Source organism: Vibrio sp. 10N.222.52.C3, assembly GCF_041474195.1.
GTDB classification, from domain to species: Bacteria; Pseudomonadota; Gammaproteobacteria; order Enterobacterales; family Vibrionaceae; genus Vibrio; species Vibrio crassostreae_C.
In genome coordinates, this window is sequence record NZ_JBFRTQ010000142.1 from 1 (window position 1) to 16,366 (window position 16,366).

Here is a 16,366-nt window from a genome sequence, read left to right on the forward strand (position 1 = left end):
TATTTATTCTCTTATTTTAGGGTTAAGGTGTACCTATGGAACAGACAGATATCACGTCACTCATCCCCATTGTGATTACTTTGGTGTTGTCATTGGCGACAAGGAATGTGGTGATAGGCCTTTTTGCTGGTGTGCTGAGTGGTGTTGCAATGCTGACTGGCATGTTTAGCGAACTTAACCCGCTTGATACGTTTGGTACCATGGTGAAAGGTTACCTAGTCCCTCAACTTACCGACAGCTATAACGCTGGTGTGATCATGCTGTTGGTATTCATCGGTGGCTTTGTCGCATTGATGGAAAAGTCCGGTGGTGGCGTCGCGTTTGCAAAGCGAGTGACTCAGTGGGTAAGCAATAAATGCCAAGCTCAATTGTCAGCATGGTTGGGTGGAATCGTTATATTTTTCTCAGACTTAGGCACCCCTTTAATTGTTGGCCCTGTTTTTCGTCCCCTTTTCGATAAACTGAAACTTTCTAGACAGAAGTTGGCATTCATCATCGACTCTACATCATCACCCGTCGCGATCCTTATCCCTTTTATCGGGTGGGGCGTGTATATCATGAGCCTGATTCAAAAAGAGTTTACGGCGTTGAATGTCAATATGTCTGATTGGGATGCGTTCATCGGTGCGATTCCTTTTCAGTTCTACGCATTCCTCGCGATTTTCATCGTTCCGCTCGTGTCCGTTAAAGGTTTAGATTTTGGGCCAATGGCAAAAGCTGAGCGTGATTGCCAGGCGGGAATTAACTCTGGCGTGAATAACGAATCACTAAATCCGTTCTCGCATAAAAATGCAAAGGCATCTTTTGTCTGGGCACCATTGTTAGTGATGCTGGTGGTGTTGTGTGCCATGCTGGTACCACAAGGTTTCCCATTCCAAAAGGTCGCAGGTTCATCATTTAGAGCGGCGTTATCATCGGCTTATTTCTTTGCGGCGATTACATTAATTTCGTTAATGGCTTACTACGGTGTAAGAAAGTTGTCTGATGGTGTTTCTGTGTACTTAAAAGGCATGGGAAACATGATGCCAGTCGCGATCATCTTGGTATTGGCTTGGGCATTAAGCACCGTTGGTAAAGAGTTGGGTGCGGCAGCTTATATTGCTGAGCAAGCACAGAGCGGTTTCCCTTACTGGTTAGTTCCTGCTGTAGCCTTTTTACTGTCGGCTATTATCTCATTCGCAACGGGCTCATCGTGGGGAACCTTCGCGATAATGATGCCATTGGTTATTCCAACTGCGATTGCGATAGATGCTCCGCTTCTCGTCGCGATTGGTGCCGTGTTATCGGGTGGCTTGTTTGGTGATCACTGCTCACCGATCTCTGAAACCACGATTCTTTCTTCAACCGGGGCTGGGTGTGATCAGTTTGAACACTTTAAGACGCAGCTACCTTACGCATTGATGAACGGCTCTATTGCTCTGATTAGTTTTGTAGTCGCAGGCTTTACGGGAAGTGCATTGGTTGTATTAGGTGCTCTTGTTGCTCAGTTGATTGTCGTGACGTTGTTAGCCAAGCGCGATGCGAGTAAAAACGCTTCTTCAGAAGTTCAATCTCAAGTGCCTGAATCTAAACCACAACAAGCGTAATTTAAGATTACAAATGAGAGACTAGATACGGGATGCGAGTAAACGAGTAACGAAAAGCTCGCCCTATTATTACTCGTGTTTGCAATTTAGTTTCTCGCTTGTTCAATCGGAACGCGCTCTTCGCATCCCGTTACCCGCATCTTTTTCATATGCATATCACTAACTTCAATCTCAACACGCTCTTCGTATCCCATCCCGCTTACTCGAATCTAAAGACTCTTTTCGCATCTCGCATCTCGCATCTCGTTACTCGCATCTTTTTTATAGCGTGATAGGGAATTTGTTTACTTATAGTTTCTGTGAATTGATTTGTGTCGTTATGAAACTAATTTTCCATAGGATCATTTACACAATCTTAGTTTTCGATAACTGGATTACCTAGTTGTACGGTTTATAGATTAAAATTTTCTGATAACTTTTATCGTTTTTTTTTAATCAACCACTTTAATAAGGTAAATTCGCAATGTCGACCAAACTAGCTAACCCAGCGCCACTAGGCTTAATGGGTTTCGGTATGACCACTATTCTTCTTAATATCCACAACGCAGGTTTCTTTCCAATCGATTCAATGATTCTTGCTATGGGTATTTTTTACGGTGGTTTGAGCCAAGTTATCGTGGGCACGATGTGTTTCAAACGTGGTGACACGTTCGGTACAACTGCGTTTACTTCTTACGGCCTATTCTGGTTGTCTTTGGTTGGTTTAATCGTGATGCCTTATATGGGTCTACCTGCAAGCCCTGCAGCATTCATGGGTTGGTACCTACTACTATGGGGCATCTTCACAGGCTTCATGTTCATCGGTTCTCTATGCTACCCAGTGGCGAAGCAAGTAGTATTCGGTTCACTAACTATCTTGTTCTTCCTACTTGCAGCTCGTGATTTCACTGGCAGCGAACTAATCGGCACTATCGCTGGTTTTGAAGGTATCTTCTGTGGCGCTTCAGCTATTTACTTTGCAATGGCACAAGTAATCAACAACGAATACGGCCGCACAGTACTGCCTATCGGTGAGAAGAAAGCACCTCAAATGGCAACACAAGAAATCGCTGCTTAATACTCTAACTCGGGAACAGTTAGTTTGTTATAAGCCATTTATTGGTTATGAATAAAACAAAAGGGGTTAGCCGAAATAGCTAACCCCTTTTTTATGCGTTATTAATAGCACTATTTGTTAAAGCGATCTATTTGCTAAGGAAAGCTTAAGCTGAAGGTTGCTCTACAGGTTTAGTGTCTGCAGCTTCTGCTTCTGGAGACTTGCCTGTTTTACGCTTGTACTTCTCTTCCCAGTAAGTTGCACCTTTAATGCCTAGTTTTACAGGGTTGAATGTGTACTCAGTTACGCCTTGTTTCTGCTGTTCTTCGTAGTCAGCTAGAGCTTTAAGCGCAGGCTTAGACATGAAGAAGATGATCAGAATACCAACGATGTTTAACCATGCCATCAAGCCAACACCAACATCACCCATTGCCCATGCAAGGTTCGCTGTTTTAACTGTGCCATAGAAAACTGCAGTGATAAGAACAAGCTTAAGTACGAACATCATTCCAGGGATCTTGATGGTACGACGTAGGTAAGCAATATTCGTTTCTGCGATGTAGTAGTAAGCAAGAATCGTTGTAAATGCGAAGAAGAACAGAGCAAATGCGATGAATGGCTTACCAATGCCTGGTAGTGCACTTTCAATAGCAAGCTGTGTAAATACAGGACCATTCGCACCGATGTTTGCTGCTAGGTTCTGAACAAGGAACACACCCTCAGCGCCGCCGTGAACGTTGTAAGCACCAGTGATGATGATCATGAACGCTGTAGCAGAACATACTAGAAGAGTATCGATGTAGATAGAGAATGCTTGTACTAAACCTTGCTGAGCTGGGTGATCAACACTTGCAGCAGCTGCCGCGTGAGGACCAGTACCTTGACCTGCTTCGTTTGAGTAAACACCACGCTTAACACCCCAACCAATTGCAGCACCGAAGCCTGCCATAGGTGTGAATGCATCACCAACAATCATTGCGAAAACCGTTGGCACTTGGCTGATGTTTAGCAGAATGATAACGAACGCGATGATGATGTAAGCCAATGCCATGAAAGGAACAACGATTTGTGTGAAGTTCGCAATACGTTTAACACCACCAAAGATGATGAAAGCAAGGATGATAGCAACAACAGTACCGGTGAAAATTTTAGCGAAACTGAATGTACCGACAGCTGTTTCAATCATATCACCTGATCCAAATGCAGCTTCTACAGCATTACCAATACTGTTTGACTGAACACCTGGAAGCAAAATACCACATGCAAAAATAGTCGCGATAGCGAAGATCCATGCGTACCACTTCTGACCCATTGCTTTTTCAATGTAGTAAGCCGGACCACCACGGAACTGGCCTTCGTCTTCTTCTTTGTAGATTTGCGCTAGCGTAGATTCTGCGTAAGCAGTTGCGGCGCCAAAGAAGGCTACAACCCACATCCAGAATACGGCACCTGGGCCACCGAAACCGATAGCGGCAGCAACACCAGCAATGTTACCTGTACCTACACGGCCAGATAGCGAAACGGCTAGAGCTTGGAAAGACGAGATGCCTTTTGATGAGCTTTTACCCGATAGTAGCAAGCGCCACATTTCAAAGAAGTGACGGATTTGAACAAATCGAGTCATGATGGAGTAGAACAAACCTGCACCTAAACATAGGTAGATAAGTACTGGGCTCCAGATTATTCCATTCAAAAAATCAACGAATGACTGCATGAGTATTTTCCCTGTTAGTTTTGCTTATGATTGTTTTTCGAACAACACAATACTTCACTTGTAACCCGAGTGTTAAATTATTTAACTGCGCATTAGGATTACTGTGACATAAAGCAAGTTATAGAGGGTGTTTGTTAATGCTTAGTGCTAATTCTAGAATCGTTCCATTTAATCTGATATGCAACTAGTTGTGATTTGTTGTGTTTTGAAAAGTGAATAAATAGTGATTAATACAGAAAGGGGATCTTGAGGTGCGCATAAGAAACGAAATTGCGCAAAACAGCGGTTAAAGCCGATTAGCATAAACGGCTGACATATGGATGGTGGGATAAGTAGGTTGGAATATATCACCTGCATCAGGTGAGCTAGCAGGTCTATGAGACTATGGCTTTTGAAGGTTTGATAATTGAGGCCTTAATATCTACCTAGTAAAAGTTGTTAATTTGATGCCTGTTTCAAACAACTACGAACCCTCGCGCCTGTAATTCTTTAGCGAACTCAGACTGAGTATTTGGCTCGCCGTGAATCAAATGCACCTCTTTCGGTGGAGTCGCGATGCCGTCTATAAATTGGTAAAGATCCTCTTTATCAGCATGGGCAGAATAGCCAGACATGCCATGAATTTGAGCATTAACCTCAACGTCTTTGTTATCAATAGAAACCTGCATTTCGCCTTGTTGCAGCTCTCGTCCGAGCGTCCCGTGCGCTTGATAGCTCGCTAAAATTACATCGGTTCGTTTATCGGGAAGCAAGGCAGATAAGTAGTTCATTATCCTACCACCCTGACACATCCCAGAAGCTGCGACCACAATCGCGGGTTCACCTGTCGACTTGAGGCGATTCACGATTTTCTTGTGCATTCTATGTCCATCGACGGTAATGCACTGCTCAAAAGCGAGTGGGTGGCGTTCCAGTTCAAGACGCTGCTTTGCTTCTTGTCCCCACAACTCTTTAAAGCGTCGGTATGAACGTGTCACTTTCTGAGCCATCGGAGAATCGAGAATAATAGGAATATCGCTACTGAGTTGATGCTCAAAGATCAGGTGTTCGATATCAAAAAGCAATTCCTGCGTTCTGCCGATACTAAATGCCGGAATTAGAATAACGCCACCGTCGAGCAGTGAACGATCAATGATTGCTTTGAGACGCTCAGCTCGCGTAGCAATATCATCATGTGTACTGGTGCCATAAGTGGATTCGATAAACAGATAGTCGGCTTGTCGTGGTGGCTTAGGATCGGGCAGTAGTGGTGTGTTACTTGGGCCTAAATCGCCAGAGAAGACTACCACCTCTTGGTTGGGTAACTTAATCTCGATATAGGCAGAACCTAAGATGTGCCCCGCAGGTTGAAAGCGAGCATACAGAGTATTTGGCCTATCATGATCCTTTCCGTTGTTTTGCTGTTTAGACGTGATTGGAAACCATTCCCCGTAAGGCTTGGGAGCAATTAACGAATGAATCTTTTTGAGTATCAGCTTCGATTGTTTATTACTGAGCCCTTGCAGTTTTAAACCATCCTCAATCATTAAAGGGGCAAGTTCAGCGGTGGCTTGCGTGCAATAAATCGGTTGGTTAAACCCACTGGCGAGTAACCAAGGTAATCGGCCAATATGATCAATGTGAGTATGGGTCAGCAGCAGAGCGTTGAGGTGGGATGTTTCAAATTCAATATCAAGAGGGCGAGTGTCCGCACCTTGAAGCTTTTTACCTTGAAGATCTAAACCTTGAAAAAGGCCACAATCGATGAGCACCGCTTGGCCTGAATCTCTTAGCTCGTGACAAGATCCTGTGACAGTATGTTTGCCACCATGGTGAATCACTTCCATCGTTTGCTCCCATTGCTCTATAAAGCCGTTAACGCCTGTTTTTATTTTGCGGATAAGCGCCAGCAAGTAAAACAAGAACAATGAGAGTTGCGATCGTTGAGTGTCTTTTTAAGTAACTGAGCGATGACTCAGTGGTTTCGTTGCGAGTTAGTTCGTAGAAGAACGATCTGAATCCAACTCTGTTTTTTGCTGCGCCTCTAAACGAGCCACTTCGGCATCAAGCTCTGCTATTTTCTCTGCCATGAGTGCGTGACAGCGATTGGCCAGCTCTCTTGCGTCGCTAAGCTTGTATCCGGATACATCGATAGGTTCCAGCATCTCGGTGATCACAATGCCATTATTGGCTCGATTCAAGTCGATCTTATTGTGCGTGGTGCTGGTACACATCGGGGTGATAGGCACACCAGCTTCGATTGCCATTCGGAAAGCGCCCGTTTTGAATGGCAATAGTCCACGCCCTTTACTACGGGTTCCTTCCGGGTAAACCCAAACAGACAGATCTCTCTGATGAATCGCTTCCGCCACTTGCTTGATGGTATCGCGTGCTTTGGACTTGTCTTCGCGGTTAATCATGATGTTACCGGTGATCCAATACAGCAGACCAAAGAAAGGCACATACAACAAATCGCGCTTGCCCAATGAAACAGTGCGTGGTCTTAGCATTCCTGGATCGGTCACAAAGTCCAATATGCTTTGGTGGTTAGAGATGTAGACGCTGTTTTCTGGTGTTGGGGCATTGTCTAGGCCGCGCTGCACCAGTTTTACACCGATGATCTTTTGGAGTTGGTTGAACCAACGACAGAAAACGTACACATGCTTGGGGTTCTTGGGGCTAAACAAGCAGTAAACAAAAGCACATAGAGTGGTGAAAATAATAAACACCGTAGCCAAAATAATACGAAGAACAGCAAGCACAATTCACTCCTTACTCACCGCAAGATGGCAGTGATTAAATAGTTTTAGATGCTTGAAGTCTTCACTCTATTTAACCGAATTGCAACAATTAACTGTGATAGGGGGCTATTTTTAGATCTTTATATAAAACAAGGACTAACAATGGATGTTTGACACAGTTATCGAGCTTACACGTGTTCACCAGTAATGGCTCATGATCACCAATACTGTTTATTTGGATCCGATTTTTCTACCCATTCCGGATCTTGACGCGATTCTAAGTAGAGTTGTAGGCCGTTATAAGACATGAAAGCTGCAGGGCCGCCGAGGTGCTCGAAATAGTCAAAATACTCATCTTCGAGAGCACAAAGGTGGGCTAAATCTTTAACCTTGTTAGCCAGGGCCCACTGAATAGCAAACACAGGCGCTATTGAGCCTGAAATATTCACCTCTTCGACGTTTGGGTTAAACATTGAATTAGCTTGCTCAAGCAGTATCTCTTCTTGTTCAGACTCCTGTTGCAGCACCTCTTCGACGATCTCCGAGCGCTTGGTATTAGAGACATTCTTGTTCAGCTTGGCGATTCGCAGTGCGTAGCTAAACCTTTCTGATGAAACGATGTCGACAAGCTGCGACAACAGCTCCTTGTCTACGCCTGCTGCCTTGGTGAAATAGTCGATACATGAATTGATTGAGGCATAACGAGTACCGTCAAACTCAAAGCCACTGGTTTCGTCGTATACCTCAAGTGGGATGTCATCAACCGACAAAGGCCAGCCTTTATAATCGACGCGTTGTTTGGCGATTTGATACATCTTCCAAGCGCTGCGCCCAAACCCACCGAGCGTCGAACCCGAGAAATCAGAATCAATAAGCTCTTGCTCCGTCCAGTTCTCACCGATGCCAAGGTGCTTAGCGTACTTGTCTATCAGAGTGTGTTTTATCTGATCGCGCACAGACCAAATTGAGGTCAGATTCTTTGAATAGTTAATTCTCGCACACTCATTACAAGCCGGCAGTGCTATCGGTGAATGGCCTATCTTGGCAACAGCCTGCGCTGTCTTAGGGAATTCAACAAGGTTACTGGAAGGCTCACCACAAAACCAACAGGTGTGGCGCAGATTGAATGGGGTATCTATGTGCGAGTATGTGTTCATTAGTTTTCTATCGGTTTGGTGCTTGAGGCGAGTTAATCATCTTCAAACAATTATCTCTGTACGCACGTCAGCTTGCACCTTGTTTGTTTTTGTTTTGCTGACGAGACTGATTCGCCTGATGCACTCATTAGGTGGATATTGATATAAAACAGTCACTAACGATAAATATTGCTCGGTGTGGCTGAACTTGCATGAGCTGCTAGCAATCGCCTAAGCTCCCCATTACTATTGAGATAGACTCCTTACTCCAATAGCGCATATGTCCTCATCGATTCCTTTTTACGATAAAAATGCTCACACACTTTGCCAGCAGTACAACTCAGTGACGTTCGAGACGGTGCATAAAAGCTGGCAAGCTTATTGGCCTTTAGAGGGCGATAAAGTATTAGATGTCGGTGCTGGGAGCGGTCGTGATGTGCTATGGATGCACAAAGCCGGAGCTGATGTTATTGCGATAGAACCAAGTGCTTCATTACGCGAACAAGGCTCGAAATATACAGGCCCAAGTGTTACCTGGATTGATGATTCACTGCCTTCGCTTAGCCGCACTGAAAACCTCGGAATGCGTTTTGACCTGATATTGGTGAGTGCGGTTTGGATGCACTTAGCCCCGTCTCATCGAGAACGAGCATTTAGAAAGTTGTCTAACTTGCTAGCTCCAAATGGCAAGCTGGTGATCACTCTGCGTCATGGGGAATTTATAGACAGTCGACAAGGCTATGAAGTCTCGGTTGAAGAGCTCGAGCGTTTGTCAAAAAACAGCGCCTTGTTGGTTCGTCATGTCGATGATAGCCAAGACACATTGAACCGCAGTGAAGTGTGGTGGCAAACCGTGGTGATGACATTGCCAGACGATGGCTCCGGTGATTTGAACAAGGTGCGCCACATTATTGTGAATGACAACAAGTCGGCCACATACAAGTTGGCTTTGTTGAGAACATTACTGCGAATTGCTGATGCGCATTCAGGCGCTGTGATTGATCGAACTGATGGAAAAATTTCTCTACCAGTGGGCTTGGTTGCTCTGTATTGGGTTAGGCAGTTTAAGCGACTGATTGATATCGACATAGAAGGCGCTGGGATTCAGCAAAATAGCAACACAACGAAGGGACTTGGGTTTGTAAAAGAGGATGGTTGGAATAAACTCAAACACTTAAGTGCTGATGATCTAGCGATAGGCGCTATGTTTCTCGGCGATGAAGCCAAGGCTCTACAAAAGCTATTTTCACAAACGATCAGTACCATTAAATCAGGACCTGTGACTTTCATTTATCAAGGCTCGAAAGACAACCGACTATTCGATATATACCCACCTCACAAACGACGGAAGAGCCGAGAATCACTGGTCATTGATAGTGAGTTCTTAGAAAGTTTTGGTTATTTTACTCTCGATGAAAGCCTGTGGGAGTGCTTTAGAATCTACCACTCGTGGATTGAACCGCTGGTGGTGAATCAATGGGTCATGGAGATGCAGCGTTTCGAGTTGAACCGACAGCGAAGCATTTCACTACAGACTTATCACGACTGCTTGGTATGGATCGATCAAAACCATGATACTCGCGATGTGCGTAAACGTGTCGAGCAACTTAGATCTGATCGTGCCGACATTGTCAGCGTGTGGAGTGGAAAATCATTAAAAAATGAGTATCACGTTGATCACTGTTTACCTTTCGCTTACTGGCCAAACAACGATAAGTGGAACCTCTTTCCTACTACAAGCAAAGAGAACTTAAGTAAAAGTGATAAAGTTCCTACGGCTGAAAAGCTGCGCTCGTCTAAGTCGAGGATTCTAGAGTGGTGGCAACTCGCTTGGAACGATTCGGCTCATTTTGAACAACAATTCTTTTCAGAAGCCGCGCTTTCGTTACCTAACATCCCTGCGCAGTGTCGAGACTTTGAAGAGGTGTTCGATGCAATGGGCTTGCAGGTACGTGGTGTAAAAAGCAGACTGCTGATTAGTGAGTGGCACTGATCATTAAGTGGGCTAGTTATCCCAAATAACCCTCAACAAACTAATCATCGAGAACATAATGAAATACATCGGAATTGATGGCTGCAAGTCGGGTTGGATCGCTTGGATTGTCTCTGACAATGAGATACCTGCGTTTAAAGTGGTAAACACCCTCGATGAGCTAGCGAGTGATCTTATCGGTTCAACGGCGCTTATCGATATGCCTATTGGTTTTAGTGATGCACAAACTCCAGATCGCTTGTGTGACAAAGCAGCAAGGCGTTTTCTAACCAGCAAACGTGGTTCTTCGGTGTTTCCGGTTCCGTGTCGTGAGGCGGTTTACCAAACCGATTACATTGCGGCGTGTAATGCCAATGTGGAGCAGCTTGATAAGAAGTTTTCTAAACAGACTTGGGGAATTGTGCCCAAGATTCGCGAGCTTGATGAGCTCATTGAAACTCATCCCAATCTTTCTATCAGGGAATCACATCCTGAAGTGGTGTTTGCAGCATTGAAAGACGAACCGCTGACGTTTTCAAAACGAACGCAAGAAGGCAAAGAGGAACGGCTTTCTATTATTCAGCAGCTATCCCCTCAATGGTGTGACCGCTTGTCGTTGGCCATTTCAAATACCAAACGTAAAGACGCCGCGATAGACGATATTTACGATGCGTTCGTACTTATGTTAGTTGCCTATTACGCTCCGCAATTATCGACCTTACCTGAACTTTCTGATGTTGGTGGAGAAGCTGACAAGGATCAGAACGGACGAGTTAGAGAGATTGTTTACTGGAACAAAACACGCTAACAAAGCGTGCGCTCAACTTGGCTTAATATGTTATTTTCCAACTCTGCTACTTTTCACTCTTACTATTTTTGAGTCTTTGATATGAAACGTTTTATTGTCGGCTTGCTGGCCACTGTGCTCAGTGCTGCGAGTTATGCCCAAGTTGCCCCTATATCTCAATGGCAATGCGACATGATGAAAAAGAACAATGTCTTGAGTAGTGGTGCGCCCGTTGGTTGTGAGCGACTATCCAAAGTGGATTTCGATTTCATTAGTTTCAAAGGGGAAACGCAACAGGGCAATATGATCGTGCTTGATGTTATTGCGCCTGCTGTTGAACAAATCTTTTCAGAGCTCAAACAGCGCAATTTTCCTCTTCATTCCGCTCGCCTAATGCGTGAATTCAGAGGTGATGATAGCGCCTCAATGGATGCGAACAACAGCAGCGCCTTTAACGCTCGTCCTATTACAGGCGGAGGAGGTTGGTCGAAACATGCCTATGGTGTGGCAATCGACATCAACCCAGTTCAAAACCCTTTCTTAGAGTTCGATAGCAACGGAACAATCACGGTAAAGCCTTCACAATCTGCGACTCGTTATGTGAACCGTACTCGTTTTCGTGCTCGTGATGAAATTGAACGCCGCGGCATGGCTGAAGATGTGGTGGAGCTGTTTGCCCATCACGGATTTATGATCTGGGGAGGGGATTGGAATAGCCCAATCGATACTCAGCATTTTGAGGTTGGATCAAGAAAGTTCGTTAACCAACTGCTCTCTAAACCACAACCTGAAGCCGAGGTGTTATTTGAGCGCTACGTCAAATCTTATCGACAGTGCTATCTCAAAAATAAAGGTGAGGACGCAGAAAAAGCTCGAGCTATCTGTGCAAAGAAAACAGTCGGGACTTTTTAGTGCTATGTTTATCTAGAACCGTTTGTGTTTTAGCAAGTTAAACTCGCTTCAGGTGTGTTTTGAATAGCTAAGGTCAGCGCTCGTCGTTGGCCTTTTTTGTATTCATTTCTTCAATAGAACACCGAGCATTGAAAAGGTTATTGGGTATCCATTAGTCAATAATCGATAAGCGAATGCAGCGCAAAGTCATCGGTTTGTCATTTAAAAACTCATAGCGTTAACGTTATGTGAGAACCATTGCTGGTGGGGGAACTCTTCGCGCAAACGCCAGTATTATTAGTGAACTGATCACAACGGACCAACTAATGAAAAAGATACCTTTGGCTCTAACTCTTTTAAGCACTCTACTTTTTTCACAATACACTTTGGCTACTGACACTTCACCTACCACTCAAAATCCCACTTACGAACTCGATGGTAAGTCGGTATTAGGTCGCACTGAGAACGTGTACCTATCTAGCGTTCAAGGGCTAAAAGACGTTCCTTTCATTGGTAAAATTGATACCGGTGCGGAAACCACTTCTATGCATGCTGAAGACATTCATGTGAAGAGCTCTAATCCCGATTACCAAAATCTCAAAGACCAAGAGTTGATGGCGGCGTTAACCGAAGACCTGTTGAACAATTCCGATGTTGATTACGATGATTGGGATGGCAGTACCTTTGCGAAATATGAGGCTGTGGTGTCTTTTAAGGTTCAAAACCCGCGGACGGGAGACATGGTATTAATCGAAGCGCCTTTAGAGCGTGTCAGCATGATACGCAGCCGCACCAGCAGCACGCCTTTGCTTCGCCCTACCGTAAAAATGTCGCTCACCATTGCAGACCAAGAGCTAAAAACCGACGTTAACCTGACCGACAGAAGCCACTTCTCTGCGCCAGTGCTGATTGGTAAAACCTTCCTTGCGGATAACGCGCTGGTGTTTGCAGGTTATGACTATTTACAAGAGCAAGAGAACGCGACCGTTGTTGGCCGAAAAGAGGTGGTGTCTATCTCTGGAATGGCGATGAACGCGACCTTCTCATTAAAAAATCGCTACAGCATCCTTCATGCAAAAGACATCGATATAGATAAGAAGAACAGTGAAGTGACGTTTGATATGTTCGACAACGACGGCAAGCAAAAAGAGATGACATTGCCGTTGGTTCGTATGTTAAGCGTGAGCGGTAAGAAGAGACCTTTGGTGTATGTGCCTGTTCAACTCGATGAAAACACGACTAAAGACGTTCTGGTGTACCTACGTGAGCGCTCGAGTAGTGAGTCGCAGTTGAGATTTGGAACCAACACCGCCAGCGAACTCTTCATGATTGACACCAGTGCTGAGAATATTTTATTAGAAGGTTCAGAGAACTTTAGTGATGTGGCTGAGTCTGGTGAGCCTATGATTATCTCGCCGGAAGAGGACATCACCCTAGATGACTTCCCGCTTAAGGCTGTGGCTTCTTTCACTGTCAATACACCTTTGCTGAAGGTCGACAGTTTTGAAATGACAGGTAAAGGCAAAGATGCTTCCGTTGAATTTTATCTTACGGATGTAAATGGTGAGAAGCAGAAGGTGACCAAGCCAATTATTAAGAAGCTTAAAGTCGGGGATGATACTCGCCCTGTTGTAAGTGGTGAGTTTGCGGTGTCTGGAAAAGTGCGTACGCAAGAGTTCGCCATCGACGTGCTCAATACAAATGAGAAAGAAGCGTACTTTATTTTAGGCAAGAAGATGGCAAAAGAGGGCGTTTACGTTAATACGCGTTCTGATTACCTTCTGAAAGCCGAACCACTGTTTAAAGTTGGGCATATTGAAGTAGTAGAAGTGAACGGCATGAAGTTCCCGGCCAAGCTCGACACTGGTGCGGATGTAAGCTCAATGAACGCAGTCAACATCAAACGATTTAAGAAAGATGGCCAAGACATGGTGAGCTTTACCTATCAAAACAACCAAGGCGATAAGCAAGATTTCACCAAGCCAGTGATTGATGTAATGCGTATCAAAGCCAAGAAAGGCGAGAAGGTGAACATTCGCCCTGTGGTAGAAATGAAGGTTAAGCTCGGAGACCTAGAGAAAGAGGTGAGGGTAAACCTTCAAGACCGTTCTCGCTTCGAATACAGCATGATCCTAGGTAAGAACTTCTTGAAGCACGGCGCAGTAGTGAGCAGCGATGAAGATTACTTGTTAGGTGATATGGAGTAACCCCTAAACTTATCTAAGTTCGTAGCAGAACAGATCTAAACAGCCACACATTTCATTAATGGGATGTGTGGCTTTTTGTTGATTGTTAATTGTTGCCGTGACAATATTTCAAGTAATCGTTTGTTTTTACTCAAGAGACAGATCGACTAGACTACAATGAAGTGGAATTCACTTTAATTTTTAAAACATCGTATTCGGCAGGCGAGTAAATCGTGCTGTCGGATCGAGAGAGAGAGCATGTCAAAAGCAGAAAAATCTTCGCGTAAGCTTAGTTTAATTATTATTTCGGTTATTTTAGTAGTGTGGCTTTACAGTTTGTGGGCCGACCGCGTCACACCAATGACGGGGATCGCCCGTGTTCACTCTTATATTGTGCGTATTGCTCCTGAAGTTTCTGGCAATATCACGTCTGTGCAAACTGAAAATAATCAGGTCGTTGAAACGAACCAAGTGTTGTTTGAAATTGATGCTCGAAACTATCAGATCAGTTTGCGTTCCGCTGAAGCGAATCTTGCTCAAGTAGGCCAAAATATTGGCGCAAGCACAGCGGCGGTTAACGTTGCACAAGCGAAAGTGACCGAGGCGGTTGCGGCTCGGGATAATTCTCGAGAGCAAGCGAGTCGAGTGAGTGAACTCGCCAGTAAAGGGCTGGTTAGCCGCTCTGAATTAGACAACGCCATAGAGAATCGTGATCGTGCTGAAGCCTCATTGAAAGCCGCAGAAGCCTCTTTGGTTCAGGCAAAACAAGCGTTAGGGCCAGAAGGGAGTGATAATCCACAAGTGTTGGCGGCGATTGCAGCCCTTGAGCAGGCTCAGCTCAACTTACAGAAAACCCAAGTGATGGCTCCTTCTCATGGCGTGGTGAGTAACCTACAACTGACGGTAGGCCAGCGAGCAACCGCAGGCTCACCTGTTTTGACCTTTGTTGATCCGCGAGAGGTGTGGATATCTGCGTTATACAGAGAAAACTCGCTAGAGCATATACAAGTCGGGCAAAGAGTTGAGATCGTATTGGATGCGTTACCGGGGCGAGTGCTATACGGCACGGTTGATAGCATTGGTTGGGGAACGGGTGGCAGCAATAGCACTGACCAAGAGACTGGCTTTTTAAATTCAGACACCAATTCTATTGCCGCGCAGCGCTACCCAGTCAATATTGTGTTTGATCATGGTGAGGTTCCAAGCAACATTCGTTTTGGTTCACAAGCCACAGTGGCTGTCATGACAGAGCAAAGTACCCCAGGTGAGTGGCTTGCTCAGCTTTGGATGAGAATTCTAAGCGTGTGGACTTATGTTTCATAGCTCAGCTAACTCCATTATTCGATTGGTGTTACTGCCGCTTTCGCTATTGTTCTACCATCAACAAAGTGGGCAGATGCTCGCTGTTTTGTCGCCCATATTTGTTGTGATGTTCATGACATTGATGCCATCCAAACCACCGATTAATTTAATATTAAAGGTGATTGTTGCATTAATCTTAATCAGCTTTGGTGTGGTGTTTTTTGGTAGTGTATTGGTCGACTCGCCAACCGGTTTTGTCCTCTATTGCTGGCTATTGCTGTTCTGGAGTTATCAGCGTAGCCATCAGAATACAAAAGATATCATCGCGACACTGACCATTATCGTGGTCATCGTGATGGTGGTGGTCAACAAGCAGATGCATCTCCCAATGGCGGGATTGCCCCTATTGTTCTTTGAAAAGCTGGTGATAGCTTTGATCGTCACTTACTTGGGGTTCTGGTTGTTCCCGGGGGATGAAGTGAATGTCCTTCCGACTGCGGCCGTTTCCGATGCGCCCACTACTGGTGACTATATCATGGTTGCATTTAAAGCGACCGCGGTTGTGGTTGTGCTGGCGATTTTGGTAGGAAATTCGGTGTCACAAACGATGTTGATTGCGATTACGCTTGGCAGTATGTTGAAAAGCCCATCGAATCACGACCACCGTACATTCAGCCGAAACAAGCTTGTCACCACTGGCGTTGGCATTCTGTTTACGTTACCTGTGATGATCATGATGGTGTCAGGCGCTCCAATCTTGGTTATTTATGGCGTGAGTTTGGTGTGTGGTTTGCAACTTGCGTGTTTTGCTATCAGGCGGCAGGCGAATCTGACGATTTATCAGCTCTTGTTTACTAATTTTACGACCTTGGCTTATCAGATCATCAGCCACCCAGGATCTGCGTCCCTCTCGGCACAAATGACACGTCTATTTGCCATTGTTTGTGCAGTCATGGTTGGCGCAGTGGTACTGGGCTTTCTCAGCAGTAATACTAATCATAGTCATACCGATCACAGTAAGTGATTAATATTTATA

Annotated in this window: 12 protein-coding genes; 8 read left to right on the forward strand and 4 right to left on the reverse strand. The window is 45.0% G+C overall.

What is annotated here, in order from left to right; all coding sequences use genetic code 11:
• The first annotated feature begins 35 nt into the window (after positions 1-35).
• A complete protein-coding gene (locus AB4517_RS19340) occupies positions 36-1,586 on the forward strand; it encodes a Na+/H+ antiporter NhaC family protein (protein ID WP_102333726.1) in 1,551 nt (516 codons plus the stop codon).
• Positions 1,587-2,049: 463 nt separating this feature from the next.
• Complete coding sequence (locus AB4517_RS19345; RefSeq protein ID WP_010440610.1) at positions 2,050-2,643, forward strand: acetate uptake transporter; 594 nt, start codon at positions 2,050-2,052, stop codon at positions 2,641-2,643.
• Between the two features lie 145 nt (positions 2,644-2,788).
• On the opposite strand, the gene AB4517_RS19350 is transcribed toward AB4517_RS19345, so the two are convergent.
• From AB4517_RS19350 to AB4517_RS19365, 4 genes are all read right to left on the reverse strand, one after another.
• On the reverse strand, positions 2,789-4,336 hold the full coding sequence (locus AB4517_RS19350; RefSeq protein WP_017069529.1) for a sodium:alanine symporter family protein: 1,548 nt from the start codon (positions 4,334-4,336) through the stop codon (positions 2,789-2,791).
• A gap of 455 nt (positions 4,337-4,791) precedes the next feature.
• The gene (locus AB4517_RS19355; RefSeq protein ID WP_372149243.1) at positions 4,792-6,162 is read right to left on the reverse strand and encodes an MBL fold metallo-hydrolase; all 1,371 of its coding nucleotides are present in this window, start codon (positions 6,160-6,162) and stop codon (positions 4,792-4,794) included.
• Between the two features lie 147 nt (positions 6,163-6,309).
• Positions 6,310-7,077 carry a 1-acylglycerol-3-phosphate O-acyltransferase gene (locus tag AB4517_RS19360; RefSeq protein ID WP_102333729.1) on the reverse strand — a complete coding sequence of 256 codons (768 nt, stop codon included), beginning with the start codon at positions 7,075-7,077 and terminating at the stop codon, positions 6,310-6,312.
• A gap of 197 nt (positions 7,078-7,274) precedes the next feature.
• Positions 7,275-8,213 carry a hypothetical protein gene (locus tag AB4517_RS19365; RefSeq protein WP_102333730.1) on the reverse strand — a complete coding sequence of 313 codons (939 nt, stop codon included), beginning with the start codon at positions 8,211-8,213 and terminating at the stop codon, positions 7,275-7,277.
• A gap of 259 nt (positions 8,214-8,472) precedes the next feature.
• Here AB4517_RS19365 and AB4517_RS19370 point away from each other — a divergent pair, with 259 nt between their 5' ends.
• The 6 genes from AB4517_RS19370 (at position 8,473) to AB4517_RS19395 (ending at position 16,354) form a co-directional block, all read left to right on the forward strand.
• Positions 8,473-10,185 carry a class I SAM-dependent methyltransferase gene (locus AB4517_RS19370; RefSeq protein WP_372128776.1) on the forward strand — a complete coding sequence of 571 codons (1,713 nt, stop codon included), beginning with the start codon at positions 8,473-8,475 and terminating at the stop codon, positions 10,183-10,185.
• Positions 10,186-10,243: 58 nt separating this feature from the next.
• On the forward strand, positions 10,244-10,972 hold the full coding sequence (locus tag AB4517_RS19375; protein WP_017065619.1) for a DUF429 domain-containing protein: 729 nt from the start codon (positions 10,244-10,246) through the stop codon (positions 10,970-10,972).
• An 81-nt stretch (positions 10,973-11,053) separates the two neighbouring features.
• Positions 11,054-11,863 (forward strand): M15 family metallopeptidase, encoded by an 810-nt coding sequence (locus AB4517_RS19380; protein ID WP_372149246.1) that lies wholly within the window; start codon positions 11,054-11,056, stop codon positions 11,861-11,863.
• 305 nt (positions 11,864-12,168) lie between these two features.
• Positions 12,169-14,049, forward strand: coding sequence for an ATP-dependent zinc protease (locus tag AB4517_RS19385; protein ID WP_372137610.1), 1,881 nt, complete (start codon positions 12,169-12,171; stop codon positions 14,047-14,049).
• A 237-nt stretch (positions 14,050-14,286) separates the two neighbouring features.
• Positions 14,287-15,351, forward strand: coding sequence for an HlyD family secretion protein (locus AB4517_RS19390; protein ID WP_017059741.1), 1,065 nt, complete (start codon positions 14,287-14,289; stop codon positions 15,349-15,351).
• Entirely contained in the window at positions 15,341-16,354 is a 1,014-nt protein-coding gene (locus tag AB4517_RS19395; protein WP_017059742.1) for a DUF2955 domain-containing protein, read from the forward strand. The genes AB4517_RS19390 and AB4517_RS19395 overlap by 11 nt, the downstream gene beginning before the upstream one ends.
• Positions 16,355-16,366: the final 12 nt, after the last annotated feature.

Bases quoted from the DNA above. Each gene is read 5' to 3' on its own strand.
- AB4517_RS19350 (WP_017069529.1), bottom strand. From the start codon at position 4,336: ATGCAGTCATTCGTTGATTTTTTGAATGGAATAATCTGGAGCCCAGTA.
- AB4517_RS19355 (WP_372149243.1), bottom strand. From the start codon at position 6,162: ATGGAAGTGATTCACCATGGTGGCAAACATACTGTCACAGGATCTTGT.
- AB4517_RS19395 (WP_017059742.1), top strand. From the start codon at position 15,341: ATGTTTCATAGCTCAGCTAACTCCATTATTCGATTGGTGTTACTGCCG.
- AB4517_RS19385 (WP_372137610.1), top strand. From the start codon at position 12,169: ATGAAAAAGATACCTTTGGCTCTAACTCTTTTAAGCACTCTACTTTTT.
- AB4517_RS19390 (WP_017059741.1), top strand. From the start codon at position 14,287: ATGTCAAAAGCAGAAAAATCTTCGCGTAAGCTTAGTTTAATTATTATT.
- AB4517_RS19365 (WP_102333730.1), bottom strand. From the start codon at position 8,213: ATGAACACATACTCGCACATAGATACCCCATTCAATCTGCGCCACACC.
- AB4517_RS19345 (WP_010440610.1), top strand. From the start codon at position 2,050: ATGTCGACCAAACTAGCTAACCCAGCGCCACTAGGCTTAATGGGTTTC.
- AB4517_RS19375 (WP_017065619.1), top strand. From the start codon at position 10,244: ATGAAATACATCGGAATTGATGGCTGCAAGTCGGGTTGGATCGCTTGG.
- AB4517_RS19370 (WP_372128776.1), top strand. From the start codon at position 8,473: ATGTCCTCATCGATTCCTTTTTACGATAAAAATGCTCACACACTTTGC.
- AB4517_RS19380 (WP_372149246.1), top strand. From the start codon at position 11,054: ATGAAACGTTTTATTGTCGGCTTGCTGGCCACTGTGCTCAGTGCTGCG.
- AB4517_RS19340 (WP_102333726.1), top strand. From the start codon at position 36: ATGGAACAGACAGATATCACGTCACTCATCCCCATTGTGATTACTTTG.